This is a genomic window from Phenylobacterium sp., from assembly GCF_035539035.1.
GTDB lineage: Bacteria > Pseudomonadota > Alphaproteobacteria > Caulobacterales > Caulobacteraceae > Phenylobacterium.
On sequence record NZ_DATLJI010000008.1, the window covers coordinates 82422 to 107014 of the forward strand.

Consider the following 24593-nt stretch of genomic DNA (forward strand, 5'->3'; position numbering starts at 1 on the left):
GTCACATTTTGACGTGGCTCAAAAGCAAATCGGCGCTCGTGTGGCAGATTGCCACGTAACGAATACTTCTGATCCCAATTCGCAAGCCGATGCAACCCGCGATCCTCGAACGTCGTTCTCTGATTCACTATACTTCTACACCACGGGGTTGTCCGCCGGATGTACGGCGCCACCAAAAGGAGAGTGAACAAGTAAGGCATCCCACCCTGCGAGCCGCCTCAAGTCGGCAAGCTCTTGGGAAAAACAAACCTGCTCCTGTCCTTCCTGAGCACACCTCTTGCAAAACCTGGATTGCTCCAGGGCCAGTGTTTCAGTTCGGGACTTTGGACTTGGAGCCCCTCTAATGTGGTTACCGCCGACCGACAATCTTGACAGTAGGCAGGGACACCTCTAGAGGGCGCATGGATAATCGTCGGTTAAAGTGGCGACTTGCAACCAGACGTTTCGAAGGTAACCGCCGCGGTAGATGGCGGTCCCCGAGAAGCTTCCCAAGTCTCCAGCAGACCAAGCATCGCGTTCAACAGATCAACCCATCACACGCCAGGGGCTAAAATGAATACCCTTCGGAACCTCCTCATCGGCGCCGGCAGCGCCGTCATTCTGGCGGGTATGGCCACCGCCGCCAGCGCCCAATCCACGGACACGGACAGCGCCACCGTCAGCGCCAGCATCATCCAGCCGATCGCCATCACGAAGGACAACGACGTGAACTTCGGCACCGTGGCCCGCCCGAATACGACGGGCACCTCCACGATCGAACTGGACCCGACGGCGGCGACCAGCCCGGTTTCGGTCGACGGCGGCACCGCCATTGTCCAAGCCCAGGGCAGCCGCGGCCAGTTCACCATCACCGGTGACGGCGGCCGCGCTTACACCCTTTCCGGCTCGACGACCGCTTTCAACCTGACCCGTACGGGCGGTTCGGAGACCATCTCCTTCACGCCCGAGTTCGCCGTGGATAGCGGTACGGTCGGCGGCCTGCCCGGCGCGGCCTACTCCGCGGCCACCCAGCTGCTCTACGCCGGCGGCGAGTTCGACATCACCGACACGACCGTTCCGGGCGCCTACACGGGCACCATGACCCTCACGGTCACCTACAACTGATCCTGATTTCCGGAGCTGGACGCCCCGCGCGTTCAGCTCCGGTAAACTGGTGCGGGGCTAGGTGATGACCATGAAACGTGCGCCCCTTCTGATCGGCGTCGGCCTTGCCGCGCTCGCGTGCTGCGCCCAGGCGTTCGCGCTCAGCCGCGCCGACGGCGCGGTCGCCGCCCGGATCACCCAGCGCGCCAGCGTTCAGATCGTCAGCCCGCTCGTGCTGCCGAGCGTGACGGCCACGGCCGTCGCGCCGAACGGCGGGCTCCCGCGCTCGCGCGGCGCAACCCCTGGTGCAGCCCCCTTGAGCAACGCCACCTTAACCATTAGTGGTCAGGCTGGGGATGCAGTGTCGATGGCCGTGCCCGAGAGCTTCACGGTCGTCCGCGCCGGGGGGACTGAAGCCTTGACTGTCAAGACCAACACCAACGCCGAATTCGGCCTGTCGAGCGACGGCGTCGTGCTCGCCGGCTCCCTCATGGGCGGCAACACCATGAGCGTGAACGTCGGCGGAGCGATCTCGCTGGCCTCGGCCGAACCCCTGGCGCCCGGCGCCTATGAAGGCCTCCTGGTTGTCGTGGTTCAATACAATTGACCCGCGTCGCCCTCCCCGCCGCCTTCGCCGCCCTGGCCCTGCTCGGCGCGGCTGAAGCCTTCGCCCAGCCCGCCGCCCCTGCGGCGCCGCCCGCCGCGACGGTCACCACCGTCGGCGCGAACCTGAACATCTCGCCCAAGCGGGTGACGTTCGACCGGAACCGCCGTTCGGCGACGGTCTACATCTACAACCAGGGCAACGCCGCGGCGACCTTCGACGTCGCCATGGTGGACCGCGCCATGCTGCCGGACGGCCAGATCGTCGCCCTCACCGACACCGCGCAGCGCCCCGAGGCGAAGCCCTTCGCCGACAAGGTGAAGTCGGCCCAGGGCATGCTGCTGATCTCGCCCCGGCGGGTCACGCTGGCGCCCGGCCAGGGCCAGACGATCCGCTTGCGGGTCACCAACCTCCCCGAAGGGGCGACCGGCGAGTACCGCAGCCACCTGACCATCACCACCATTCCGCCGCGCGATGCGGGCCTCACCGCAGAGGCCGCCGCCGGCATCGGGCCCAACGAACTCCGCTTCCAGATCAACTCGGTCTTCGGCCTGAGCATCCCGGCCATCATCCGGGTCGGCGACACCGATGTGCGCGCGTCCATCGAGAACGCGCGCCTGGAGTACGCCGACCTGCCGCAGGAAGGGCAGAGCGCGCCGCGTCGCACGCCGATCATGACCTTCGAGGTCGTTCGTCTCGGCGCCAACTCGCTGTTCGGCAACATCGAGATCCGGCCGGTGGGCAAGACCGAGGTCGTGGGCATCGCCCGGGGCGTCGGCGTCTATCCGGAAGTCGATCGTCGGACCATCCGGGTCCCGCTCACCCGCGCGCCGGCGGCCGGGGAGAAGCTCGAGATCACGTTCACAGACGACGACACGTCTCCGGGCAAACTCCTTGCGAAACAGGCGCCGTAGGTGCGTTGCGTGGTCTGCCACCGCCGCACTTGCCATTCTCCGCGCGACCCCTGGCGCGGCCGCTGAGGCCGCCGCGCCTCCCGTCCCTGCGCCCGCCCAGGCTTCCGTCAGCACCGTAGATCGGCCGGTCGAGATCGATCCGGCCAGCCTGCTGCTCCTCTTCGTCGAACTCGACGACCTCACCCTCACCGACGGGCTCGCCGCCTACGACGCGCCCGAGGACCCGCTGCTTCCGGTGGGCGAACTCACCCGGCTGCTGGAGATGGACGTCGAGGTGCTGCCCGCCGAGCGCCGGATCATCGGGCGCCTGGGCGAGGAGCGCCGTTCGCTCGTGGTCGACCTCGCCAGCGGCACGGCCAAGGACGGCCCGCGCAACGTACCGCTCTCCCTGGCCGACGTGGCGGTCACCGAGACCGAGCTCTACGTCCGCGCCTCGGCGCTCCAGCGTCTGCTGCCGGTGACCTTCGAGGTGGATCCGGAATCGCTGGCGCTGAAGATCACCGCCAAGGAACTGCTGCCGGTCCAGAGCCGCATGCAGCGCATGGCGCGCCGTCGCGACAGCCTGCAGAACTTCCAGCAGAAGGACGAGATCTTCAAGGTCGAGACGCCCTATCGGCTGTTCAGCATGCCGGCCTTCGACGTGGCCTTCGGCATGGGCCTGGAGAACTCCGAGAACCGCACGCCGGTGCGCTACGACGTCCGGATCGGCGCGGACCTGCTCTACACCGGCTTCCAGGGCTATGTGGGCTCCGACGAGCGCGGCGAGCCGTCCACCGCCCGCTTCGTCCTGGAGCGCCGCTCGATCGAGGGCCGCCTGCTCGGCCCGCTGAAGGCGCGCACCATCGGCGTCGGCGACGTCTTCACCCCGGGTCTGTCCGTGGGGCCGCGCAGCATCGGGGGGCGCGGCCTGATCATCTCCACGGTCCCGCTCGACCAGACCAACATCTTCAACCGCATCGACCTGCGCGGCGAGCTGCCGCTGGGCTACGACGTGGAGCTCTACGTCAACAATATCCTGCGCAGCGGCCAGAACACCCCGGCCCAGGGCCGCTACGAATTCCTCAACGTGCCTCTGTCGCAGGGCATCAACGTCGTCCGCGTCGTCACCTACGGCCCGCGCGGCGAGCGCAGCGAGAACACCCGGATCATCAACGTCGGGGGCGGCGTGCTGCGGCGCGGCGAGGCCACCCTGGAGGTGGGCGTCGTCCAACAGGAGGAGCCCCTGCTCGTCCTGCGCCCACCGGGCCCCGACGAGCAGATCAGTCCGGCGCGCGGCGGCTGGCGGGCGGTGGGCTCGGTGAACTATGGCCTCACGTCCACCCTGACGCTGAACGCGGCGGCGGCCCTGATCCCCACGGGCGCGCCGGACAGCTATCGGCAGCTCTACAACGTCGGGGTGCGGACCTCCCTGTTCGGCTTCGCCACGCAGGTCGACCTGGCCTACGACGACGACGACCGCTCCGCGGTGGCCCTGGGGCTCGCGGGCCAGGTGTTCGGCGTCTCGACCGTGCTCCGTCACGCCGAGTTCCAGGGCGGCTTCATCGACGAGAACGGCCCCAGCGCGGACCTGACGCGGGCGATGTCGCGCCGCACTGAGATGACCTTCGACGGCAACCTCGAGGTCGCCCGCCACGTGGTGCCGCTCTCGATCCGCGGGCTGCGCAACGAATACGCCGACGGCCTCGTCGACATGGCGGCCTCGGCGCGGGCCTCCACGACCGCCGCAAGCGTCCTGGTCTCGGCCGGCGTGGAGTACCAGCGCACGACCGGGCTCGGGAACACAGTCCAGCGCCTCAATGGCTATTTCGCGGGCTCCACCTTCCGCGGCTACAAATGGCAGCTTCGCTCCACGGTCGACTTCGAGATCCTGCCGGAGCTGAAGGCCCGCTCGCTGGCGATCACCGCCGACCGCGACATCTCCGAGACCGTGGCCCTGCGGCTGGGGCTCGGCCAGGCGCTCGACGACGCCTCCAGCTTCAGCCTGACCGCGGCCGGCATCTTCAAGCTGCGGATGGCCGACTTCTCCGTGAACGCCGACTACAACAACAGCGACCAGAGCTGGCGCCTCGGCGCGCAGCTCAACTTCGGCCTCAACTACAATCCCGTGGCCGGCGGGTACCGGATCACCCGCCCCGGTCCCGGCTCCGGCGGCAGCCTGCTGTTCGAGGCCTTCCTCGACAAGAACGGCAACGGCGTCTTCGACGGCGACGACCAGCCGGTGCCGAACGTGACGCTCGAAGGCGCCGAGGTGAAGATCCGCACCGGCGCGGACGGCCGCGCCTTCGTCACCGGCCTGGGCGCCGGGCCGACCGGACGGCTGCTGGTCGGCCTGGACGAGGTGGAGAACACCCAGGTCCAGACGCCGCCCAGCACCATCCAGTTCTCGCCTCGGGCGGGCAGCTTCACCACGGTGCGCTATCCCATGAAGCCGACCGGCGAGGTGATCGTCACCATCCAGTTGCGCCGGGCCGACGGCGCGATGGTCGGGCTCTCCGCCGCCCAGATCCGGCTCGTCGGGGACAACGGCGTCGTGCTGGAGGCGACCACCGAGTTCGACGGCTCGGCGGCGTTCCAGAACCTGCCGGTGGGGACCTATCGCCTGGAGCTCGATCCGGAGCAGGCGCAGCGCCTGCGCATGAGCCTGGCCGCACCGGCCAGCGTCACCATCACCGGCGACGGCGGCTTCGCCCCCGACATCATGGCGGAAGTGAAATTCGCGCCACGGCCGCAAGAGAATGCTCAGCAAACCGAGTAGATTTGACGCGTCTTGTCTGGGTGCACTTGCTGCACAGAAGGTGTTATGAGCCCCGCATGCGTCCGTTGACGAGTATAACGCAACTCTCGATTGCAGCTCTCCTGCTGGCGAATGCTGGCGGGGCGGCCGCACAGACTCTCGGTGTCGGGGTGTCGAGCAGCACGCCGAACCTGGGCCGGGTGGCCTCTGGCGCTTCGGGAAACACCGTCTTCCGCATCGCCCCCTCCACGGGCGCGATCACCAAGCAGTCGGGCTCCGGCGCGCGCGTGGCCACCGGGACCTCCCGGGCCACGGTGACCGTCAGTTGCGGCAATCAGGGCTCGTGCAACTCCACCCAGGTGAACGTGCGCATCGGCGCCGGCACGTTCACCGGCCGCGGCCGCCAGCTGACCAACTTCCAGGTCTCCATGGGCACGGCCACCCTGGCGGTGGCGCCGAGCGGCTCGAACCCGATCAACTTCCGCATCGGGCCGGTCGGCAAGAACTCGTCCAAGACCTTCTACGTCGGGGCCGACTTCCCGATCGCCGGCGACGACTCCGGGTCGACCACCGGTTCGGCGTCCTCGGCCTTCTACGTCTGGGTGGCGGCCGCCCCGAACACGCCCACCGGCTCGGTCTCCGGCTCCGGCACGGCGGTGGCCACCGTCTTCCGCTCGATCTCGCTGGCCAAGACCGCCGACCTCTATTTCGGCCGCATCGTGAGGCCGCTGAGCGGCAGCGGCACGGTGGCGCTGGCGGCCTCCAATGCGGCCAAGACCTTCCCGCCCGGCGTCGCCTGGATGAACCTGCCGGCGGCGACGCGTGCGGCCTACACCGTCACGGGCGAAGGCGGCCAGACGCTGTCGATCAACATCCCGACCACCTTCAACATGACCGGCCCGTCGAGCTCGACGCTCACGGTGACCACCAACAACAACCTCACGGCCACCCCGACGCTGAGCTCCATCCTGGGCAATTCGGGGACCTACAACTTCTTCGTCGGGGGGTCCTTCCCGATCAGTTCGTCGACGCAGTCGGGGGTCTATTCCGGGACCTTCACCGTCACGGTCGCGTACAATTAGCCTGGCGGCGCATCTCTTGCTCCGCCGCAAACCGGACGGTCGAACCCGCGGGCGAGGCTGTCATGAATTGAGACACCTGGGGGGCGCCCATGCCGGTCACGATCCAGTTCGAAAACATCCCTGACGGGCTGTTCCCGACCTATGCGGAGCAGGGCTTCACCTTCTCCACGGTGGTCACCCAGAACAACGGCTACAGCGACGCCTTCTGGAACCAGGCCGCGATCAACGACCTGGGCACCGGCGGCTACCTCATCAACCAGTACGCCACCGATACGGTCGTGGTGAAGGCCAGCAATGGCGCGGCCTTCGGGGCGACCTCGATCCAGGTGAACGGCTTCAGCTTCACGGGCTGGAACGGCACCACGCCGGTGACCGGCACCTCGGTGGTGGAGTTCTACTTCACGGGCGTGAAGGCCGACGGCAACCTCGTCACCTATCAATTCACCACCGACAACATCGACAACTTCCAGACGGTGACCCTGCCGGCCGCCTTCGCCGCGGGGCTGGTGGAGCTCAACTGGTTCACCAACCTCGGCACCGGCTGGGGCGCCTTCGACAACCTAACGCTCAACCTGAACAATCCGCCCGACGCCGATCCCTTCACTGGCCAGATCACCGGGGGCCAGACCTTCACCGGCCAGCTCGCCGCGACCGACCCCGACGGCCAGGCGTTGACCTTCGTGCCGGTGGGGACGCTGCCGGCGGGCGTGGTGCTGGACGCCGACGGGACCTTCTACGTCCAGCCGCAGCCGGGCGACGGCGACCTCACCGCCCCGCGGGTGGTGACCTTCCAGTACCGGGCGTTCGACGGGGCGGAGTATTCCCCGGCCGAGATCGTGAAGGTGACCCTGCAGCCTGTGGGCCTGGGCCCCGACATCCGCGGCGGTAACCATCCCCAGAACCTGACCGGCACGCTGCAGGGCGAGCGGATGTTCGGCGGCAACAGCGGCGACACCGTCTGCGGCCTGGGCGGCCCCGACACGCTCGACGGCGGCAACGGGACGGACTCCCTTTGCGGCGGCGACGGCAAGGACAAGCTGCTGGGCGGCAACGGCAGCGACTGGCTGGACGCCGGGGCCGGCGACGACCGCCTCGAGGGCGGCAACAGTCCCGACACCCTGGCCGGTGGCGCCGGCGCCGACACCATCACCGGCGGCAACAGCCCCGACCGCTTCGTCTTCGGCGCCGACTTCGGCCGCGACGTGCTCACCGACTTCGACGCTAAGAACGAGGTGATCCAGATGTCGCCGTCGATGTTCGGCAGCTTCGACGACCTCATGGCCCACGCCCAGCAGGTCGGGAAGGACGTGGTGATCACCTATGACGCCGACAACAGCCTCACCCTGAAGAACGTGAAGCTGTCGTCGCTGGCGATCGACGACTTCCTCTTCGTCTAGGCTCGCCTCGGCGCATCCGCCGGGCTAACGTCGCCGTATAAGGGCAGGTGAAGCCTCCGGAGAACGTCGTCATGAAGCGTCTTGCGTCCATCCTCGCGCTCGCCGCGCTCGCCGCCACGCCCGCCTCGGCGGCCCTGAAGGCCGGCGACAAGGCGCCCGACTTCACCGCGCCCGGCTTCCAGGCCGGCAAGCCCCTCACCTTCTCCCTCGCCCAGGCGCGGAAGAAGGGGCCGGTGGTGCTCTATTTCTTCCCGGCGGCCGACACCAAGGGCTGCAACCTCGAGGCCAAGATGTTCGCCGACGCCATGCCGCAGTTCGCGGCCGCGGGCGCGACGGTGATCGGCGTCACCGCCGGCAACCTCGACAAGCTGCAGCAGATCTCCGCCGACAGCGACAAGTGCTCGGGCAAGTTCCCGGTGGCCGCCGATCCGGGCGCGAAGATCGCCCGGAGCTATGACGCGGTCCTCGCCGCCAAGCCGGACTGGTCGGACCGCACCTCGTACGTGATCTCGCCGAGCGGCCAGATCGTGCACGCCTATTCCAAGCTGGACCCCAGCGAGCACGTGGCCCAGACGCTCGGCGCGGTGAAGTCCATCAAGAAGAAGTAGGCCGCTCTCAGGAGGGCCGCGTCTTCGGCGCTTCGCAGTCGAGCTTCTGACAGACGCGGATCAGCATCTCATCAGCCAGCCTGGGGATGAGGCCCTGGGTGGCCTTGGCCACCTTGGGAGCGAGCGTGGGAGTCTTGTCCAGGATCGAGCGGCCCACCGGGCTTTCGTAGAAGGTCGCCATCGCCTCCAGTTCGGCCTCGGAGTAGGTGGCGGCGTAGATGGGGATGACTGCTTCCAGCATCTCCGGCACGAAACTCTCGCGCATGGCCTCGAGCGTGGTCTCTGCGAGCACGCCGTGCTGGGCGGCGGTGATCTCCGGGTGCTCCTTGGCGATCCGCTCCTGCATCACCGGCAGCATGGCCGTCACGACGACGTCGATCTGCTTCTCGAAGTCCATGGCCTTGAGGACGCGCCGGACGAGGGCCTCCGCGCGGGGACCGGCCTCGGCCGCCGAGGCGGGCGGTGGCGCCGGCTGCGCCCGGACGACCGTGGTCGAAGCCAGGGCAAGCGCGACGGCGGCGAGAAGGGACCTGACGAGCACGAACGGGCCTTTCGGGCTAGAGGAACAGCGCCTTGGCGGCGAGGTAGAGGCCCGCGCCCAGCAGCACCGAGAGCATGGCGGCGAGAATCCGGTTGCGTCGCATGAGGCCCCTCCCCCGGGGCAGCCTCGACCATAACCGACCGGGGCCGACAAGGGGGAAAGCCCTTGCTCCCACAGCCTTTTTCGCCTATTTGCCCGCCTCTTCACGGAAGGCGGTCTCACGCGGAACGCGAATGGGTCGGGAAACTCCCGGCCGCCGCGCAGAGAGCCATCGTTTCCGGCGGACTTCCGCCGCCGGACGCGCCGCCCTCCACCAACGGAAGAAGGAACCTATGGCCCTCTACGAACACGTGGTCATTTCGCGGCAGGATATCTCGCCGCAACAGGCCGAAGCCCTCAACGACACGCTCAAGGCCCTCATCGAACAAGGCGGCGGTAACGTCGCCAAGATCGAGTACTGGGGTCTGCGCAACCTGACCTACCGGATCAAGAAGAACCGCAAGGGTCACTACTCCCTTCTCGCCATCGACGCCCCGGCCGACGCCGTGAAGGAGATGGAGCGCCAGCTGTCGATCAACGAAGACGTGCTGCGCTACATGACCGTCCGCGTGGACGAGCTGGATCTCGAGCTGTCCCCGATCCTCGCCCGCCGCGATCGCGACCGCGAACGCCGCGATGACATGCCCGCTCGCGAAGGGGCCTTCTGATGACCGACGTGACCAACGACGCCCCGGCCGCTCCGGCCGCCGGCGCTTCCGCGGGCGGCCAGCGCCGTCCGTTCTTCCGCCGCCGCAAGGTGTGCCCGTTCTCCGGCGCCAACGCCCCGAAGATCGACTACAAGGACGTCAAGCTCCTGCAGCGCTACGTTTCCGAGCGCGGCAAGATCGTGCCGTCGCGGATCACCGCGGTGTCCGCCAAGAAGCAGCGTGAGCTGGCCAAGGCCATCAAGCGCGCCCGCTTCCTGGCCCTGCTCCCCTACGTCGTGAAGTAAGGAGCACAGGCACATGAAAGTCATTCTGCTCGAACGCGTGGAAGGCTGGGGCGGCCTCGGCGACGTCGTCAACGTCAAGGACGGCTACGCCCGCAACTACCTTCTGCCGCGCTCCAAGGCGCTGCGCGCCACCTCGGCGAACCTGAAGGTCTTCGAAGGCCAGCGCGCCGACATCGAAGCCCGCAACGCCAAGGCCAAGGCCGCCGCCGAGAAGTCCGGCGAGAGCCTGGACGGCACGTCCTACATCCTGATCCGTCAGGCGGGCGAAAGCGGCCAGCTCTACGGTTCGGTCGCCGGCCGCGACGTGGCCGACGCGATCAACGCCGAGGGCGGCCAGAAGGTCGAACGTGCGATGGTCGTGCTGGACAAGCCGATCAAGACGCTCGGCGTCCACGAGGTGAAGGTCCGCCTGCACGCGGAAGTCACCGTGACCGTCACCCTCAACATCGCCCGCAGCCAGGACGAAGCCGAGCGCCAGGCGCGCGGCGAGAACGTCATCAGCTCGCAGTTCGAGGAAGAGCGCATCGCGGCCGAAGAAGCCGCGGCCGACCTCCTCGAAGGCGGCGCCGGCTCGATCGAAGGCAACTACGTCGAGGCCTGAGGCTCCGGCGGCCCTCGAGGCGCGAAAATGACGGCGCGGAGAGCGATCTCCGCGCCGTTTTTCGTGTTCGGCTACCGCTCGTCGTAGAGGCGGCGCAGGACGCCCGGCGCGAGACCGGGGAGGTCTTCGGAGATCAGGCCGGGGCCATGCAGCTCCGCGGCCTCGGAGTGGATCCAGGCGGCCGCGCAGGCGGCCTCGAAGCTCTCCATGCCCTGGGCGACCAGTCCGCCGATGAAGCCCGCCAGCACGTCGCCGGAGCCGGCCGTGGCGAGCCAAGGCGAGCCATTGAGGTTCACCGCCGCGCGCCCGTCGGGCGCAGCCACCACGGTGTCGGGTCCCTTCAGCAGGACGACAGCCCCTGCCCGTTCGGCGGCGCGGCGCGCGGCGGTGATCCGCTCCGGCGCGGCGGCCAGGACCCCGGGGAACAACCGCTCGAACTCGCCCGGATGAGGCGTCAGCACGTCGTCGCGGTCGAGGACCGAGAACAGCTCCTCCGGATCGTCCCGGAAGACGGTGATGGCGTCGGCGTCCAGCACCAGGGCCGCGCCGGTGCGCGCGAGCGCGAGCACGTTCATCAGCGTCGTCTCGCCGACCCCGGCCGCGGGCCCGATCACCGCGGCGTCCACGTCGGCGGCCGCCTGTTCCAGCTCCAGGTCGGTCTCGAAGGGCCGCAGCATCACCGCCTCGAGGTGGGCGGCGTTGGAGGCCAGGGACTCCGGCGGCGCATGGATGGTGACGAGGCCCGCGCCGATGCGCAGGCCGCCGCGCGCCGCGAGCCGCGCCGCCCCGGTGCTCCAGGCCTCGCCGCTGACCACGATCAGCCGCCCGCGGGCGTGCTTGTGGGAGGCGGCGTCGGGCCAGGGGAAGCGCTCCAGCCACAGCTCCGGGCCGTTCTCGAACAGCTGGGCCTTCGTCTCGCCGAGGCCGATGTCGGCCACCACGACCTCGCCGCAGGCTCCCCGGCCCGGCTCCAGGACGTGGGCGGGCTTGCGGGCGTGGAAGGTCACCGTCAGCGCCGCGCAGAAGGCCGCCTCCCCGAGCGGCCGGCCGGTGTCGCCGGAGACCCCGCTCGGCACGTCGATCGCCACGACCCGGTCGCGCAGGCGGTGGCTGGCGCGCGCCAGGCGGGCCGCCTCGCCCTCGAGCGGCCGGGCCAGGCCGGCGCCGAACAGGCCGTCCACGAGAAGCTCGGCCGTGCGGCCGGACTGCCCGAGTTCCAGGGTTTCGCCGGTCCAAGCGGCCGCGGCCGCGCGGGCGTCGTCGGTCGTGGGTTCGGCGAGGCGTTCCACCCACACGTTCCAGCCGCGGGACTTCAGCACCCGCGCCACCACATAGCCGTCGCCGCCGTTGTTGCCGGGCCCGGACAGCACGGCGGTGGGCTTGGGCCGGAAGCGGGCGCAGATGGCGTCGGCGACGGCCGTACCGGCCCGCTCCATCAGCACCGCGCCCAGCGTGCCGGCGGCGATCGCCGCCTGGTCCGCCTGGGCGGTCTCGGCGGTCGTGAGGATCTGGCGCGCCGGCAAGCCCGACTCCGTTGTTGTCTAGAGGACCCCGGTCGTGGCTTCGCGCCCCTTGGCCACCAGCGTCAAGCTCTCGCCGTCGGTTTCGAGCACAGTGACGGAAGCGTGGTCCGGCCGGAAGCTCACCACACGCGGGTCGTCGGTGAGGTGCGAGACCACCGCATTGATCGCCACGAAGTGCGAGAACACCGCGGTGTCGCCCCGGCGATGCAGGGACGCCACGATGCCCCGACGCCAGGCGTCGTAGTCGAGGTCGCCGCGGATCTCGCCCCAGGTCCCCTGGAACGCCTGCCGCAGCCAGCCCGGCCGTTCCTCGGCGGCGAGCGCCTGGGGCGTGCGGATCTCGCCGACCATGGGATCGACCTCGACCGTGACCCCCAGCGCCCGGGCGGTGGGCATTGCGGTCTCCTGGCAGCGGCGGAGCGGCGAGCTCACCACCCGCTCCGGCCGCTCGCCGGGCGGCAGCGCCAGCAGCCAGTCGCGGGCGGCTTCCGCCTGGGCCTGGCCGGTCTCGTCGAGGCCGGGATCGTCGTCAGCCCCGCCCCAGGTCGAGGCCGGCTTGCCGTGGCGGATCAGGTAGAGGCGCGGCATGAGGCTCAATCCGGGACGAAGAGGTTGGGCTGGCCGTCCCCGGCCTGGCGGACGGTCCCGGTGCGGCCCACCTGCTCCTGGGCTTCGAAGGCGGCCAGGAAGGCGGGATCGTCGGGGGTGTTGGCGGCGAAGCGGCGGCCGGCCTCGTCGCGGCCCACGACGATGCCGAGGAACGGTCCCTCGCGCTTGTGGACGACGGTGTAGGTCTCGATGGTCCCCCGCCCGCTCGGCAGCTCGACGATCTCGGGATGCGGCAGGGCGTCGATCTCCCGCTGCAGCACCGCCGGGTCCTCGCGCTCGAACGGCTTGTCGGGCCGCCGGGTGGAATAGATGCCGGTCGACTGCTTGGTCAGGTACCAGCCGTTGCCGGTGATCAGGCCATAGGCCCCGGGCCTGGCCCGCAGCTTCTGCAGCATCACCGCCACCGAGTGCATGACGTAGTTGTTGCCGGGCCCACCGGCGTAGGGCAGCCCGCCGGTGACCGTGAGGCCCCGCGGGTCGTCCAGCGACAGGCCCAGCTCCTCCGCGCCGATCTCCACCGCCACGGGGAAGCAGGAGTAGAGGTCGATCAGGTCCACCTGGTCGAGGCCGATCCCGGCCATGGCGAAGGCCTTCTGGCCGGTGCGGCGCATGGCGGGACTGGAGTGGAAGTCCTGCCGGTCCAGGGGGTGCCAGAGGTCGGCGGCGTCGGCGCAGCCGTGCAGATAGACCCAGCGGTCCTCCGGCACGCCCAGCTCGCGGGCCTTGCGCTCGCTGGCGATGATCACGCCCGCTGACTGGTCGACCTCCATGATGGCGTTGAGCAGCTTCGGATAGGGGAAGCCGATCATCCGGTTCTTCTCGGAGACGGTGACCAGCTCTTCCGGGGTCCGCTTCGTCGGGAACCAGGCCTCGGGATTGTCGACCGCGACTTCGGAGAAGCGGGCGAACAGCTCGCCCATCCGGCGCTGGTGCTCGGGGAGGGAGCGGCCGTCGCGGGCGCGGAGCGCATTCTCGAAGATCGGATAGATGTTGATCGGCCGCGAGAGCCCGTGGCGGATTTCGTAGGGCGTCGAGCCGGCGCGCGGGTCGCCGATCCGCTGCGGGGCCGGCAGGTCCTCCGGCTCGTCGGCGATCCAGTCGTCGAAGGAAAGCCCCTTCCCCAGCCGCTTCATGGCCGAGCCCAGGAACTCGCAGCCGACGGTGAGCGCCAGGTCGGCCTCGCCGCGGGCGATGCGCTCGCAAAGCGTGTTGATCAGGTACTGGGGCGTGTTGCCGCCCATCTCCGAATAGACGCTCCAGCGGGGATCGGCGCCGAGCTGGCGCGCGAGGCTGGCGGGCGGGTTGACCGAATGCGGGATCATCCCGCGCTTGGAGCCCGGGCTGTCGATCGTGTAGCCGACGACCGCCAGCGCATCGACGCCGGCCAGGCCCGCGGGACCGATGCCGGCGTCGAGCGCCGCCCGTTCCGCCGCAATCTTCAGCAGGGCGGTGGGCGACGGCGAGGCCGCCGGATCGCCCCGGTACGTGAATTGGCCCGCCCCGATCAGAACTGGGGTGTTTTCACCCATCTCAACCTGCCTCCCGACGCACTTGGTCCGCGATCCTAGGGGCCGAAACCCGCCTCACAAGGCGATTTCCGGCATGATCATTTTTTGATCCGATGGCGCCCATTTCTTAGGCGCCTGGTCATTTTCACAGGTGGCCGCGACGGCAAGCAACCGGATCGGCTTGTGGCGCGGACCCCCTCCGTGCTCCGTCCGCGGCGAGCGCCGGGGCGGCGCATCCCAGTCTGACGCCGGGGCCCATGAAAAAGATCGAAGCCATCATCAAGCCGTTCAAGCTCGACGAAGTGAAGGAGGCCCTGCAGGAGCTGGGCGTCCAGGGCATGACGGTGATCGAGGCCAAGGGCTACGGCCGCCAGAAGGGTCAGACCGAGCTCTACCGCGGCGCCGAGTACGTCGTCGACTTCCTTCCCAAGATCAAGATCGAGGTCGTCGTCGCCGACGACCAGCTGGACCGCGCCATGGAGGCCATCTCCACCGCCGCCCGGACCGGCCGCATCGGCGACGGCAAGATCTTCGTCAGCGACGTCATCGACGTCATGCGCATCCGCACCGGCGAGACCGGGCCCGCGGCCGTCTAACCCAGAACCATCGAGACCGGACCAAGAAGGGGATAACGAACATGGCTTCTGCCAAGGACATCCTGAACCAGATCAAGGAAAAGGACGTCAAATACGTCGACGTGCGCTTCACCGACGTGCGCGGGAAGATGCAGCACGTGACCTTCGACATCGACCTCGTCGATGACGAATTCCTCACCGACGGCACCATGTTCGACGGTTCGTCGATCGCCGGCTGGAAGGCGATCAACGAGTCCGACATGAAGCTGCGGCCGGACCTGGCCACCGCCCACATCGACCCCTTCTACCAGCAGACCACGCTCGTGCTGTTCTGCGACGTGGTGAACCCGGACACCAACACCCCCTACAACCGCGACCCGCGGTCCATCGCCAAGCAGGCGCTGAACTATGTGAAGTCGGCCGGCATCGGCGACACCGTGTTCTTCGGCCCCGAGGCCGAGTTCTTCGTGTTCGACGACGTGCGGTGGGACACCGCCCCGCACAACACCTTCTACTCCTACGACTCGACCGAACTGCCGGTCTCGTCCGGCAAGGCCTATCCGGAAGGCAACATGGGCCACCGCCCGGGCCCGAAGGGCGGCTATTTCCCGGTGAACCCGGTGGACTCCGGCCAGGACCTGCGCGGCGAGATGCTGGCGGTCATGGGCGAGCTGGGCATGCAGCCCGAGAAGCACCACCACGAGGTGGCGCCGGCGCAGCACGAGCTGGGGCTGAAGTTCTCGGACCTGATCACCATGGCCGACCGGATGCAGCTCTATAAGTACGTGATCCACAACGTGGCCCACGCCTACGGCAAGACGGCGACCTTCATGGCCAAGCCGATGTTCGCCGACAACGGCTCGGGCATGCACGTCCACCAGTCGATCTGGAAGGACGGCAAGCCGATGTTCGCCGGCGACAAGTACGCCGGCCTGTCCGACCTGTGCCTCTGGTACATCGGCGGGATCATCAAGCACGCCAAGGCGATCAACGCCTTCTCGAACTCGACCACCAACTCCTACAAGCGCCTGGTGCCCGGCTACGAAGCCCCGGTGAAGCTGGCCTATTCGGCCCGCAACCGCTCGGCCTCGATCCGCATCCCGCACGTGGACAGCCCCAAGGCCAAGCGGATCGAAGCCCGCTTCCCCGACCCGATGGGCAACCCCTACCTGACCTTCGTGGCCCTGCTGATGGCCGGCCTCGACGGGATCGAGAACAAGATCGATCCGGGCCCGGCCATGGACAAGAACCTCTACGACCTGCCGCCGCGCGAGCAGAAGAAGGTCCCCGAGGTCTGCGGCTCCCTGCGCGAAGCCCTGGAAAGCCTCGACAAGGACCGCGCCTTCCTCAAGAAGGGCGGCGTCATGGACGATGATTTCATCGACAGCTACATCGAGCTGAAGATGGAAGAGGTCATGCGCCTCCAGCTCCACCCGCACCCGGTGGAATTCGACATGTACTTCAAGTGCTAGTCGGCGGAAGCTGATCCAAGGTTCGAGGGGCCCGCGGAGCGATCCGCGGGCCCTTTTCCTTTGGCCTCACGCCGCGCTGCACTCGCCCGCGTGGTCGATGCTGGCGCCGGCCGCGCCTGCCTCGCAGGCGTTTCCGTAGGTCTTGCCGTCGCAACCGCAGACCGGCTGGTAGATGCGGGTGCACATGGGCGTCTTCGGCGTGCAGACGCCGGCGCCGTCGGCCACCCGGCACTGGCCCTCGGGGTGCTTGCAGTAGTCGTTCGGGTTGCGACAGGAAAAGCCGGCGATGCCGCCGCACATGCCGCCGGCGTCGGCGCCACGACCGGGCGCCTCGCTGCGCGGCGGCGGCTGGGGTCCAGGGCCAGCTTCCGCAGCGGACTGCTGGCAGCCGGCCAGGAGGAGGCCCGTGGCGGCCAGGGCGATGAGGGCGGATCGGATCGGCATGGGGCTCTCCTGTCGCCGGCGACGATTGCCGGGCGCGGCGGGCGCGCTCTACAACCCAACGCATGACCCTTCGACACCGCACCGCGCTTTCCGCCGCCGTCCTCGCGCTCGCCATCGCCCTGCCCGCCGCCGCCCAGGGGCCGCAGCCCCTGGACCTGCCGCCGCCGATCCCCGCCGCCCAGGACGTCCCCTACCCCGGCGTGATCAAGCTGGAGGTGGACGCCACCGACGTGCAGCGCCGCATCTACCGGGTGAAGGAGACCATCCCCGTGGCCCGGCCCGGCCGGCTGACCCTGCTGTTCCCCGAGTGGCTGCCGGGCAACCACGCGCCGCGCGGCCAGGTGGACAAGCTGGCCGGCCTGACGATCCGCGCGGGGGGCCGGGTGCTGCCCTGGAAGCGCGATCCGGTGGACGTCTACGCCTTCCACGTGGACGTGCCGCAAGGCGCGGCCGAGGTGGTGGCGGAATTCCAGTTCGTCTCGCCCACGGCCCCGAACCAGGGCCGCGTGGTCATCACGCCCGAGATGCTGAACCTCCAGTGGAACCAGGTGGCGCTCTATCCGGCCGGCCACTTCACCCGACAGATCACCGTCGAGCCCAGCGTGCGCCTGCCGGCCGGCTGGGGCTACGGCGTGGCGCTCGACACGGCCTCGAGCGAGGGGGGCGTCGCGCGCTTCAAGCCGGTGGACTTCGAGACCCTGGTGGATTCGCCGATGTTCGCAGGCCGACATTTCCGGCAGATTGATCTCGACCCGGGCGCCCGCTACCCCGTGCGGCTCAACATCGTCGCCGATGCGCCCGAGCACCTGGCGCCCACGGACGAGCAGATCCGCCTGCACCGCAACCTCGTCGACCAGGCCGACAAGCTCTATGGGGCGCGCCATTTCGACCGCTACGAGTTCCTGCTGGCGGTGACCGAGCGGCTGGGCGGCATCGGGCTGGAGCACCACCGCTCGTCCGAGAACAGCGTCTCCACCAACTACTTCACGGACTGGAAGAAGGCGCTCGGCGACCGCGACCTGCTGCCCCACGAATATGTCCACTCGTGGAACGGCAAGTACCGCCGCCCGGCCGACCTGTGGACGCCCACCTACGCCACGCCGATGCGCGGCTCCATGCTGTGGGTCTACGAGGGCCAGACCCAGTACTGGGGCTATGTCCTGGGCGCCCGCTCCGGAATGCTGAGCCGCAACGAGGCGCTGGAAAGCCTCGCCATGACCGCGGCCACCTACGAGAATCGTCCGGGCCGGGCCTGGCGTCCGCTCGAGGACACCGGCCAGGAGCCGGTGATCTCCGGCCGCCGGCCCGAGCCCTGGCAGTCCTGGCAGCGGCCGGAGGACTACTACTCCGAGGGCCAGCTCATCTGGCTCGACGCCGACACCCTGATCCGGGAGAAGTCCGGCGGGAAGCGCTCGCTGGACGACTTCGCCCGGACCTTCTTCGGCGGGCCCAGCGGCGACTGGACGCCCAAGACCTACACCTTCGACGACGTGGTCGCGGCGCTCAACGCGGTGGAGCCGCACGACTGGGCGGGGTTCCTGCGGACCCGGGTGCGGGAGGTGGCGCCGAAGGCCCCGCTCGACGGCATCACCCGCGGCGGCTGGAAGCTGGTCTACACCGACACCCCCACCGACGCCTGGAAGAGCGTCGAGGCCGACGCCAAGAACACCAACCTGACCTATTCCCTGGGCCTGATCCTGAACCGCGAGGGCGAAGCGACGTCCGTGCTCTGGGACAGCCCCGCGTTCAACGCAGGTCTTGCCGTGGGCGCGCGGGTGGTGGCCGTGAACGGCATCGCCTACGACGCCGACCGGCTGAAGCAGGCGATCAAGGACGCCAGGGGCGGCAAGCCCATCGAGCTCCTGGTGAAGTCGGGCGATCACTTCCGCACGGCGTCCATCGACTACCGCGGCGGGCTGCGTTACCCCCGGCTGGAGCGGATCGCCGGAACCCCGGACCGGCTGAGCGCCATCTACGCCGCGCGCAAGTAGCCGCATTGCGCGCGGGTTCGCCGCGATTCATACCCGCCTAGAATCCCCCTACGTTCCGCGAGTCATGTCCAAGTCAGCCGCCCAGCCCCTGCCCGACCTGTTCGACGACGCGCTGAACCCCGCGCCCGCCGCCCCGCTCGCCGAGAGCCACGAGCCGCGGCCGGACCCGGCGGTGGTCGGCGTGAAGCCGTCCGGCGGCGGCTATTCGGCCAAGGACATCGAGGTGCTGGAGGGGCTGGAGCCCGTCCGCAAGCGCCCCGGGATGTACATCGGCGGCACCGACGAGCGGGCCCTGCACCACCTGTTCGCCGAAGTGCTCGACAACGCCATGGACGAGGCGGTGGCCGGCCACGCCAAGGTCATCGAGGTCTCCCTCGACGCCGACGGCCAGCTCTCGGTGAAGGACGACGGCCGCGGCATCCCCGTGGACCCGCACCCCAAGCACCCGGGCAAGTCGGCGCTGGAAGTGATCATGACCGTCCTGCACTCGGGCGGGAAGTTCTCCGGCAAGGCCTACGAGACCTCCGGCGGCCTGCACGGCGTGGGCGTCTCGGTGGTCAACGCGCTCTCCGAGCGGGTCGAGGTGACCGTGTGGAAGGACGGCTTCGAGTGGCGCCAGGCCTTCACCCGCGGCAAGCCGATCGGCTCGATCGAGAAGCTGGGCCCGACCCGGAAGAAGGGCACCCAGATCGCGTTCGCGCCCGACCCGGTGATCTTCGGCGAAGGCGTCGCCTTCAAGCCGGCCCGGCTCTACCGGATGGCCAGGTCCAAGGCCTATCTGTTCGGGGGCGTCGAGATCCGCTGGAAATGCGATCCGAGCCGCATCCACGACCAGACCCCGGCCGAGGCGGTGTTCCGCTTCCCCAACGGCCTGGCCGACTTCCTCGCCGAGCGGGTGAAGAACATCGAGACCGTCACGCCCGAGCCTTTCGCCGGCCGCTACGAGCGTCCGGGCGAGGCCGGCAAGGTGGAGTGGGCCGTCACCTGGACCCCGGCCGGCTTCGGCGAGGCCGACGGCTTCATGCAGTCCTACTGCAACACCGTGCCGACCCCCGAGGGCGGCACCCACGAGGCCGGCCTGCGCGCCGTGCTCACCCGGGGCCTGAAGCAGTACGCCGAGCTCACCGGCGAGAAGCGCGGCTCGATCCTCACCGCCGAGGACGTGGTGGCCCAGGCCGGCGCGCTCGTCAGCGTCTTCATCCGTGACCCGGAGTTCCAGGGCCAGACCAAGGAGAAGCTCTCCTCGTCGGAAGCCCAGCGCCTCGTGGAAAAGGCGCTCGCCGACCCGTTCGACCACTGGCTCACCGCCCAGCCCAAGGCCGCCAGCGCCCTGCTCGAGTTCGTCATCGAGCGCGCCGAGGAGCGCCTGAAGCGCCGCAAGGACAAGGAGGTCGCCCGCGCCTCGGCGACCCGCAAGCTGCGCCTGCCCGGCAAGCTGGCCGACTGCTCCGGCCAGGCCACCGACGGCACGGAGCTGTTCCTCGTCGAGGGCGACTCGGCCGGCGGCTCGGCCAAGCAGGCCCGCGACCGCCGCACCCAGGCGATCCTGCCCCTGCGCGGCAAGATCCTGAACGTCGCCTCCGCCTCCCTCGACAAGCTCGGCGGCAACAAGGAGCTGGCCGACCTGATGCTGGCGCTCGGCGCCCAGGGCGGCTCGAAGTTCAAGGAAGAGGACCTCCGCTACGAGCGGATCATCATCATGACGGACGCCGACGTGGACGGCGCCCACATCGCGAGCCTCTTGATCACCTTCTTCTACCGGACCATGCCCGACATGATCCGCGCGGGCCGCCTCTTCCTGGCGCTGCCGCCGCTCTACCGGATCAGCCACGGCTCGAAGTCGATGTACGCCCGCGACGACGCCCACCGCGACGAGCTGCTGGCCACCGAGTTCAAGGGCAAGAAGCCGGACATCAGCCGGTTCAAGGGCCTCGGCGAGATGATGCCCGCGCAGCTCAAGGAGACCACCATGGATCCCAAGAAGCGGATCCTGGCCAAGGTCACCCTGCCCCGCGCCGAGGAGACGGTGGAGAGCCTGGTGGAGGCGCTGATGGGACGTAAGCCCGAGCTGCGCTTCCGCTTCATCCAGGAGAACGCCGAGTTCGCGGCCGCCGACCTCGACGTCTGATCGCGCGGGTCAGCCGACGACGCCGTGGCGGCGCATGTGCTCCGCCGCCGAACCCAGCATCTGCAGGAACATCCGGTCGCCGCGCTCGGTCTGGGTGACGATCATCGCCGCGAAGAAAGCGGTGCCGAACAGCAGGTAGGCGCCGCGCGCGTAGTGCCGCTCAAGGTCGGCCATGCCGTAGCCGGTCACGCCGAGGCTCTGCAGGGTGCGCAGGTAGAGCTCGAGCAGCTCGGCCTCGTGGGCGACCAGCACCTGCGGCTCCAGCGCGCCGGCCAGGAAGTAAGCCAGGTCGGTGGCGCCGGCGCCGTAGGCGAAGGACTGCCAGTCGAGGACGGTCACCGGATGGCCGCCCCGCGCGGTGCCGAACATCATGTTGTCGGGCCGGAAGTCGTTGTGGGTCAGGCACCGGGGCCCGTCGTGCGCCGCGCCGAAGTCGGTGAACCGCCGGCACAGCCAGTCGCCGACCTCCACCCACTCCGGCTTCAGCCGCGGGGCGTAGCGGGCCTTGAACCCCAGCCAGAGGGCCTCGACCATGTCGGGCGTGGCGGCGCTCGGCGGCGCGGCGCGCGAGCCGGAGACCCACGGCAGGGTGTCGAGCCGCTCGTCGCCCCAGTGGGAGGCGTGGAGGCGCGCGCCCTCCACCACCACCAGCCGCGCCTGCTGCAGGGTGACGCCGGAGAGCTGGTCGCCCTGCTCCGCCGGCGCCAAGTCCTCCATGATCAGCACGAAGTCGCTGGTGGGCTCGTCCACCTGCGCCAGGTAGCAGCGCGGGGTGCGCACCAGGGCCCGCGGCGCCAGCTCCTGGTAGAAGCGGACCTCGCGGAGGTAGTTGCCGAGGGCGTGTCCCGTGGCGCGGCTCTCGGCGCCGGCGGCGGGGAACTTGCCCACCAGGGTGTCCGGCGCGCCGGGCCCGCGGCGGGCGTAGTCCAGGTGGAAGCGGACGCTGTCGCCGATCTGGCCGGTGCCCACCGGCTCGGCGCGCGCCGCGCGGACGACGCCGTCGAGGCCGGCCTCGCGCAGCACGGCGGTGAGCCATGGGCCGTCCACGGCGGACGGCGGGCGGATGTCGGGGCGGAGGAGCAGGGTCACGGCAGGGTGTGGACGTAGACTTCGTTGAGCACGATGCGCTCCCCATCGAGGAGCACGAGGTCGAACCCGCGGAGGCGTGCGCCGCCCTCCACCTGACAGTACCAGCGGCCGCAGAAGCCGCCGGCGATCGGCCAGACCTCGTCGGGCGTGTAGGTCATCGCCGGCGTGGCGGCGAACAGGCCCTCCAGGTAGGCGCGCAGCGCCGGCCGGCCGCTGAGGCCCTGCGACGTCTGCGGGTCCTTGTAGATGCAGCCGTCGGCGTAGAAGGCGGTCAGGCGATCCACGTCCTTGTCCGTCCAGGCCGCCAGCCAGCGGGCGTTGTAGTCGGCGATGTCCAGGCCGGTGGCCTCCGTCACGCTCATGCCCGTTCCTCCTGGCCGCCCAGGACGCGGGCGCGATGGTCCTCGGTGAACAGCTCGGGGGGCAGCGTCTCCGGCCCAGCCATCACGGCGAAGGCGTGGGCCTTCAGCCCCGGGTCCCCGGCGGCGCGCTCGAAGAGGCTTCGCCGGCGGGCGCGGGCGGCCTCCCCGAACTCCATGTCCAGCGCCGCCTGGATCTGGGCGACGAAGCGCAGGCGGCGCATGCGCTCGGCCCGCTCCTCGCCGTAGGGTGAGAAGTCCACCGTCGCCCAGTCGTCGGTCGCCTTCAGGATGTCGCTGACCATCCGCACGTCGCGGTAGGTGATCGAGAGCCCCAGCCCCAGGATGGGATCGTTCCAGCCGGCGGCGTCGCCGACCAACACCGCGCCGGGCGCATAGGGCCGCTCGGTCCAGGAATCGGCGTTGATGTAGCTGAACAGCGGCCCGGCGGGGCGGCCCGCCACCAGCGCGCGGTTGGGCGGACTGCACTCCATGGCGAAGGCGTCGAGGAAGCGGCGGGGGGCGTCCGGTCCCCTGAACCGCTTGGCCTGGGACAGCGGATAGCCGCCGTAGATCCGGACGCGCCCCTCCCCTTGGGGGAAGGCCAGGAAGCCGAACTCCCCCTCCGTGCCGATCGCCTGCATCTCCGGGTCCCAGCCCTCGACGCCCTCGACGAGCAGGCCGGCGAACCAGTGGTGCGGCGTGTCCTGGTGAAGCCTGATCCCGAGCGTCTCGCGCACGTGGGAGGTCCGTCCGTCGGCCCCGACCAGGAGCCGGCCGCCGGCCGTCCGCGCCCGGCCGCCGTGCTCAAAGCGGATGCGCGGCCCGGGGCCAGGCTCGATCTCCAGGACGCGTACGCCGCGCAGCGCCGTCGCGCCCGCGGCCGCCGCGGCGTCGAACAGGGTCTGGCAATGCCGCGGATGGCCAAGGCAGAGCGGCCCCGGCACCCCTTCCCGGAAGATCCCCAGCGGCAGGGGCGAGGCCTCGGCCTGCGCGGGATCCAGGGTTTCGTCATAGGTGACGTGGCGGGTGATGTGATGGCCCCCCGCCCCCATCAGCAAGTCGTAGAGCCCGAGCCGCTGGACCTCGGCCACGCCCCAGGGCGCGATCCACTCGCCGCGCACCCGGTCCTCGTAGACCTCGGTCTGCTCAAGCAGCAGGGCGGACCGTCCGGCCCGGGCCATGACGGTCGCCAGGGCGGAACCGCCGATGCCGCCGCCTACGATGATCAGGTCGTAAGCGTCCACGCCTGTCTCCTCAGGGCGGTCTCCCGCCGTCTGGGACGAACGTTGGTCGGCGGGGCGGGCCGGGTCCAATCAATAGGCTTGGTCGATCTATAGGCGGGACTTATCAATCGGGAATGGAGCGTCGGGACGCCATCGAGCTGCGCCTGCTGCGGGCCTTCGTGGTGCTCGCCGAGGAGCTGAACTTCGGCCGCGCCGCGGAGCGGCTGCACATGACCCAGCCAGCCCTCTCGGCCCAGATCCGCCAGATGGAGACGCGGCTCGGCTTCGCCCTCTTCGAACGCAGTACGCGGCGGGTGGCCCTCACCGCCCAGGGCGCGGCCCTGCTGCCGCCGGCCCAGGCCCTGATGGCCGAGAGCGCGCGGTTCTCGGAGGCGGTGGCGCGGGCGCAGGGCCGCCGGGAGCGGCGGGTGGTGTTCGGCGCCGCCCTCTACACCCTGGAGATCCGCCAGCGGCAGACCCTGCTGGAGGCCTTCTTCCAGCGCTATCCGGACAAGCCCTTGACCGTGTCTCCGCTCTGGCAGCGCGAGGTGGTGCGCGCGCTCCTGCGCGAGGAGGCGGACCTCGCGCTGATGCTGGGCATGCCGGTTCCGCTCGACCAGTGGCAGGCCGAACCGATCGCCGAGGTCATGTTCCCCGACAATCTGCCGCGCATGGTGCTGGGCGAGGCGCGGACCGAGCTGCTGGTCCCCAAGGAGTCGCCGCTGGCGGCCTTCGAGGTGATCCCGCCCGAGGCGCTGGCCGACCTGCCGGTGGCCATGGTGGGGACAACCCACGGCAGTCCGATCCTGGGGCCGCTGCGCGCGGTGCTCGGTCGCGCCGGCGCCCGGCTGATCGTGCCGCCGGAGCCGCATGCGATCGGCGTCGAGCGCTACGGCCGCCAGTTCCGCATGGCGGCGGTGTCGCTGGGCTGGTTCAACACCGGCGGCGCGGGCGATCCGGACATGGTGCGCCGGCCGCTCGCCGGGCTCGACCTCACGACCCAGCTCGCGCTCGTGCGCGCGCCGGGCCGCGGCAATCCCGCCGCCGAGCCGTTCTGGCAGGAGGCCCGCCTGCAGTTCCCCGACGCGCGCCTGGTGGGCGCGGTGGCGTAGTC

At 69.8% G+C, this 24593-nt stretch carries 23 protein-coding genes; 15 read left to right on the top strand and 8 right to left on the bottom strand.

The genetic code is table 11. The features are described 5' to 3' along the window. The first annotated feature begins 552 nt into the window (after positions 1 to 552). The 7 genes from VM685_RS02425 to VM685_RS02455 all read left to right on the top strand — a co-directional run bounded on the left by VM685_RS02425 (position 553) and on the right by VM685_RS02455 (position 8422). A complete protein-coding gene (locus tag VM685_RS02425) occupies positions 553 to 1104 on the top strand; it encodes a DUF4402 domain-containing protein (RefSeq protein ID WP_325458513.1) in 552 nt (183 codons plus the stop codon). 64 nt (positions 1105 to 1168) lie between these two features. After that, positions 1169 to 1690 carry a DUF4402 domain-containing protein gene (locus tag VM685_RS02430; protein ID WP_325458514.1) on the top strand — a complete coding sequence of 174 codons (522 nt, stop codon included), beginning with the start codon at positions 1169 to 1171 and terminating at the stop codon, positions 1688 to 1690. Then, on the top strand, positions 1687 to 2601 hold the full coding sequence (locus VM685_RS02435) for a hypothetical protein (protein ID WP_325458515.1): 915 nt from the start codon (positions 1687 to 1689) through the stop codon (positions 2599 to 2601). Before VM685_RS02430 ends, VM685_RS02435 begins: the two co-directional genes overlap by 4 nt. Beyond that, the gene (locus VM685_RS02440; RefSeq protein ID WP_325458516.1) at positions 2582 to 5356 is read left to right on the top strand and encodes a hypothetical protein; all 2775 of its coding nucleotides are present in this window, start codon (positions 2582 to 2584) and stop codon (positions 5354 to 5356) included. The genes VM685_RS02435 and VM685_RS02440 overlap by 20 nt, the downstream gene beginning before the upstream one ends. A gap of 149 nt (positions 5357 to 5505) precedes the next feature. Then, positions 5506 to 6417 (top strand): DUF4402 domain-containing protein, encoded by a 912-nt coding sequence (locus VM685_RS02445; protein ID WP_325458517.1) that lies wholly within the window; start codon positions 5506 to 5508, stop codon positions 6415 to 6417. Positions 6418 to 6506: 89 nt separating this feature from the next. After that, the gene (locus tag VM685_RS02450) at positions 6507 to 7814 is read left to right on the top strand and encodes a calcium-binding protein (RefSeq protein WP_325458518.1); all 1308 of its coding nucleotides are present in this window, start codon (positions 6507 to 6509) and stop codon (positions 7812 to 7814) included. Between the two features lie 71 nt (positions 7815 to 7885). Then, positions 7886 to 8422: a peroxiredoxin gene (locus VM685_RS02455; protein WP_325458519.1), complete on the top strand. Its 537-nt coding sequence runs from the start codon at positions 7886 to 7888 to the stop codon at positions 8420 to 8422. Positions 8423 to 8429: 7 nt separating this feature from the next. On the opposite strand, the gene VM685_RS02460 is transcribed toward VM685_RS02455, so the two are convergent. Then, complete coding sequence (locus VM685_RS02460; RefSeq protein WP_325458520.1) at positions 8430 to 8963, bottom strand: DUF2059 domain-containing protein; 534 nt, start codon at positions 8961 to 8963, stop codon at positions 8430 to 8432. A gap of 332 nt (positions 8964 to 9295) precedes the next feature. On the opposite strand from VM685_RS02460, the gene rpsF reads away from it, so the two are divergent. The 3 genes from rpsF to rplI are packed head-to-tail and all read left to right on the top strand — an operon-like array spanning position 9296 to position 10555. Continuing rightward, a complete protein-coding gene (gene rpsF / locus VM685_RS02465; protein WP_325458521.1) occupies positions 9296 to 9670 on the top strand; it encodes a 30S ribosomal protein S6 in 375 nt (124 codons plus the stop codon). Beyond that, positions 9670 to 9954, top strand: coding sequence for a 30S ribosomal protein S18 (rpsR, locus tag VM685_RS02470; RefSeq protein ID WP_325458522.1), 285 nt, complete (start codon positions 9670 to 9672; stop codon positions 9952 to 9954). Before rpsF ends, rpsR begins: the two co-directional genes overlap by 1 nt. 13 nt (positions 9955 to 9967) lie before the next feature. After that, complete coding sequence (gene rplI, locus VM685_RS02475) at positions 9968 to 10555, top strand: 50S ribosomal protein L9 (protein WP_325458523.1); 588 nt, start codon at positions 9968 to 9970, stop codon at positions 10553 to 10555. A gap of 71 nt (positions 10556 to 10626) precedes the next feature. On the opposite strand, the gene VM685_RS02480 is transcribed toward rplI, so the two are convergent. The 3 genes from VM685_RS02480 to VM685_RS02490 are packed head-to-tail and all read right to left on the bottom strand — an operon-like array spanning position 10627 to position 14216. Continuing rightward, a complete protein-coding gene (locus VM685_RS02480) occupies positions 10627 to 12078 on the bottom strand; it encodes an NAD(P)H-hydrate dehydratase (RefSeq protein ID WP_325458524.1) in 1452 nt (483 codons plus the stop codon). An 18-nt stretch (positions 12079 to 12096) separates the two neighbouring features. Beyond that, a complete protein-coding gene (locus VM685_RS02485) occupies positions 12097 to 12666 on the bottom strand; it encodes a histidine phosphatase family protein (RefSeq protein WP_325458525.1) in 570 nt (189 codons plus the stop codon). Between the two features lie 5 nt (positions 12667 to 12671). After that, on the bottom strand, positions 12672 to 14216 hold the full coding sequence (locus VM685_RS02490; protein WP_325458526.1) for an acetyl-CoA acetyltransferase: 1545 nt from the start codon (positions 14214 to 14216) through the stop codon (positions 12672 to 12674). A gap of 236 nt (positions 14217 to 14452) precedes the next feature. Here VM685_RS02490 and VM685_RS02495 point away from each other — a divergent pair, with 236 nt between their 5' ends. After that, entirely contained in the window at positions 14453 to 14791 is a 339-nt protein-coding gene (locus tag VM685_RS02495) for a P-II family nitrogen regulator (protein ID WP_325458527.1), read from the top strand. Between the two features lie 41 nt (positions 14792 to 14832). Beyond that, positions 14833 to 16242, top strand: a complete 1410-nt coding sequence (glnA, locus tag VM685_RS02500; RefSeq protein ID WP_325458528.1) for a type I glutamate--ammonia ligase — start codon at positions 14833 to 14835, stop codon at positions 16240 to 16242. A gap of 66 nt (positions 16243 to 16308) precedes the next feature. Here the strand turns inward: glnA and VM685_RS02505 are convergent, their stop codons facing one another. Then, positions 16309 to 16686, bottom strand: a complete 378-nt coding sequence (locus VM685_RS02505; RefSeq protein ID WP_325458529.1) for a Kazal-type serine protease inhibitor family protein — start codon at positions 16684 to 16686, stop codon at positions 16309 to 16311. 62 nt (positions 16687 to 16748) lie between these two features. On the opposite strand from VM685_RS02505, the gene VM685_RS02510 reads away from it, so the two are divergent. Further along, on the top strand, positions 16749 to 18677 hold the full coding sequence (locus tag VM685_RS02510) for a peptidase M61 (RefSeq protein ID WP_325458530.1): 1929 nt from the start codon (positions 16749 to 16751) through the stop codon (positions 18675 to 18677). A 64-nt stretch (positions 18678 to 18741) separates the two neighbouring features. Further along, positions 18742 to 20805 (top strand): DNA topoisomerase IV subunit B, encoded by a 2064-nt coding sequence (parE, locus tag VM685_RS02515; RefSeq protein WP_325458531.1) that lies wholly within the window; start codon positions 18742 to 18744, stop codon positions 20803 to 20805. A 9-nt stretch (positions 20806 to 20814) separates the two neighbouring features. Here parE and VM685_RS02520 read toward each other — a convergent pair whose 3' ends face one another. From VM685_RS02520 to VM685_RS02530, 3 genes are read right to left on the bottom strand one after another with little or no spacing between them, the layout of a single operon-like run. After that, the gene (locus VM685_RS02520) at positions 20815 to 21894 is read right to left on the bottom strand and encodes a phosphotransferase (RefSeq protein ID WP_325458532.1); all 1080 of its coding nucleotides are present in this window, start codon (positions 21892 to 21894) and stop codon (positions 20815 to 20817) included. Beyond that, positions 21891 to 22256: a nuclear transport factor 2 family protein gene (locus VM685_RS02525; protein ID WP_325458533.1), complete on the bottom strand. Its 366-nt coding sequence runs from the start codon at positions 22254 to 22256 to the stop codon at positions 21891 to 21893. The genes VM685_RS02520 and VM685_RS02525 overlap by 4 nt, the downstream gene beginning before the upstream one ends. Next, positions 22253 to 23500 carry an FAD-dependent oxidoreductase gene (locus VM685_RS02530; protein ID WP_325458534.1) on the bottom strand — a complete coding sequence of 416 codons (1248 nt, stop codon included), beginning with the start codon at positions 23498 to 23500 and terminating at the stop codon, positions 22253 to 22255. The genes VM685_RS02525 and VM685_RS02530 overlap by 4 nt, the downstream gene beginning before the upstream one ends. A gap of 113 nt (positions 23501 to 23613) precedes the next feature. Here VM685_RS02530 and VM685_RS02535 point away from each other — a divergent pair, with 113 nt between their 5' ends. Beyond that, positions 23614 to 24591: a LysR family transcriptional regulator gene (locus VM685_RS02535; RefSeq protein ID WP_325458535.1), complete on the top strand. Its 978-nt coding sequence runs from the start codon at positions 23614 to 23616 to the stop codon at positions 24589 to 24591. The last annotated feature ends 2 nt before the right edge of the window (positions 24592 to 24593 follow it).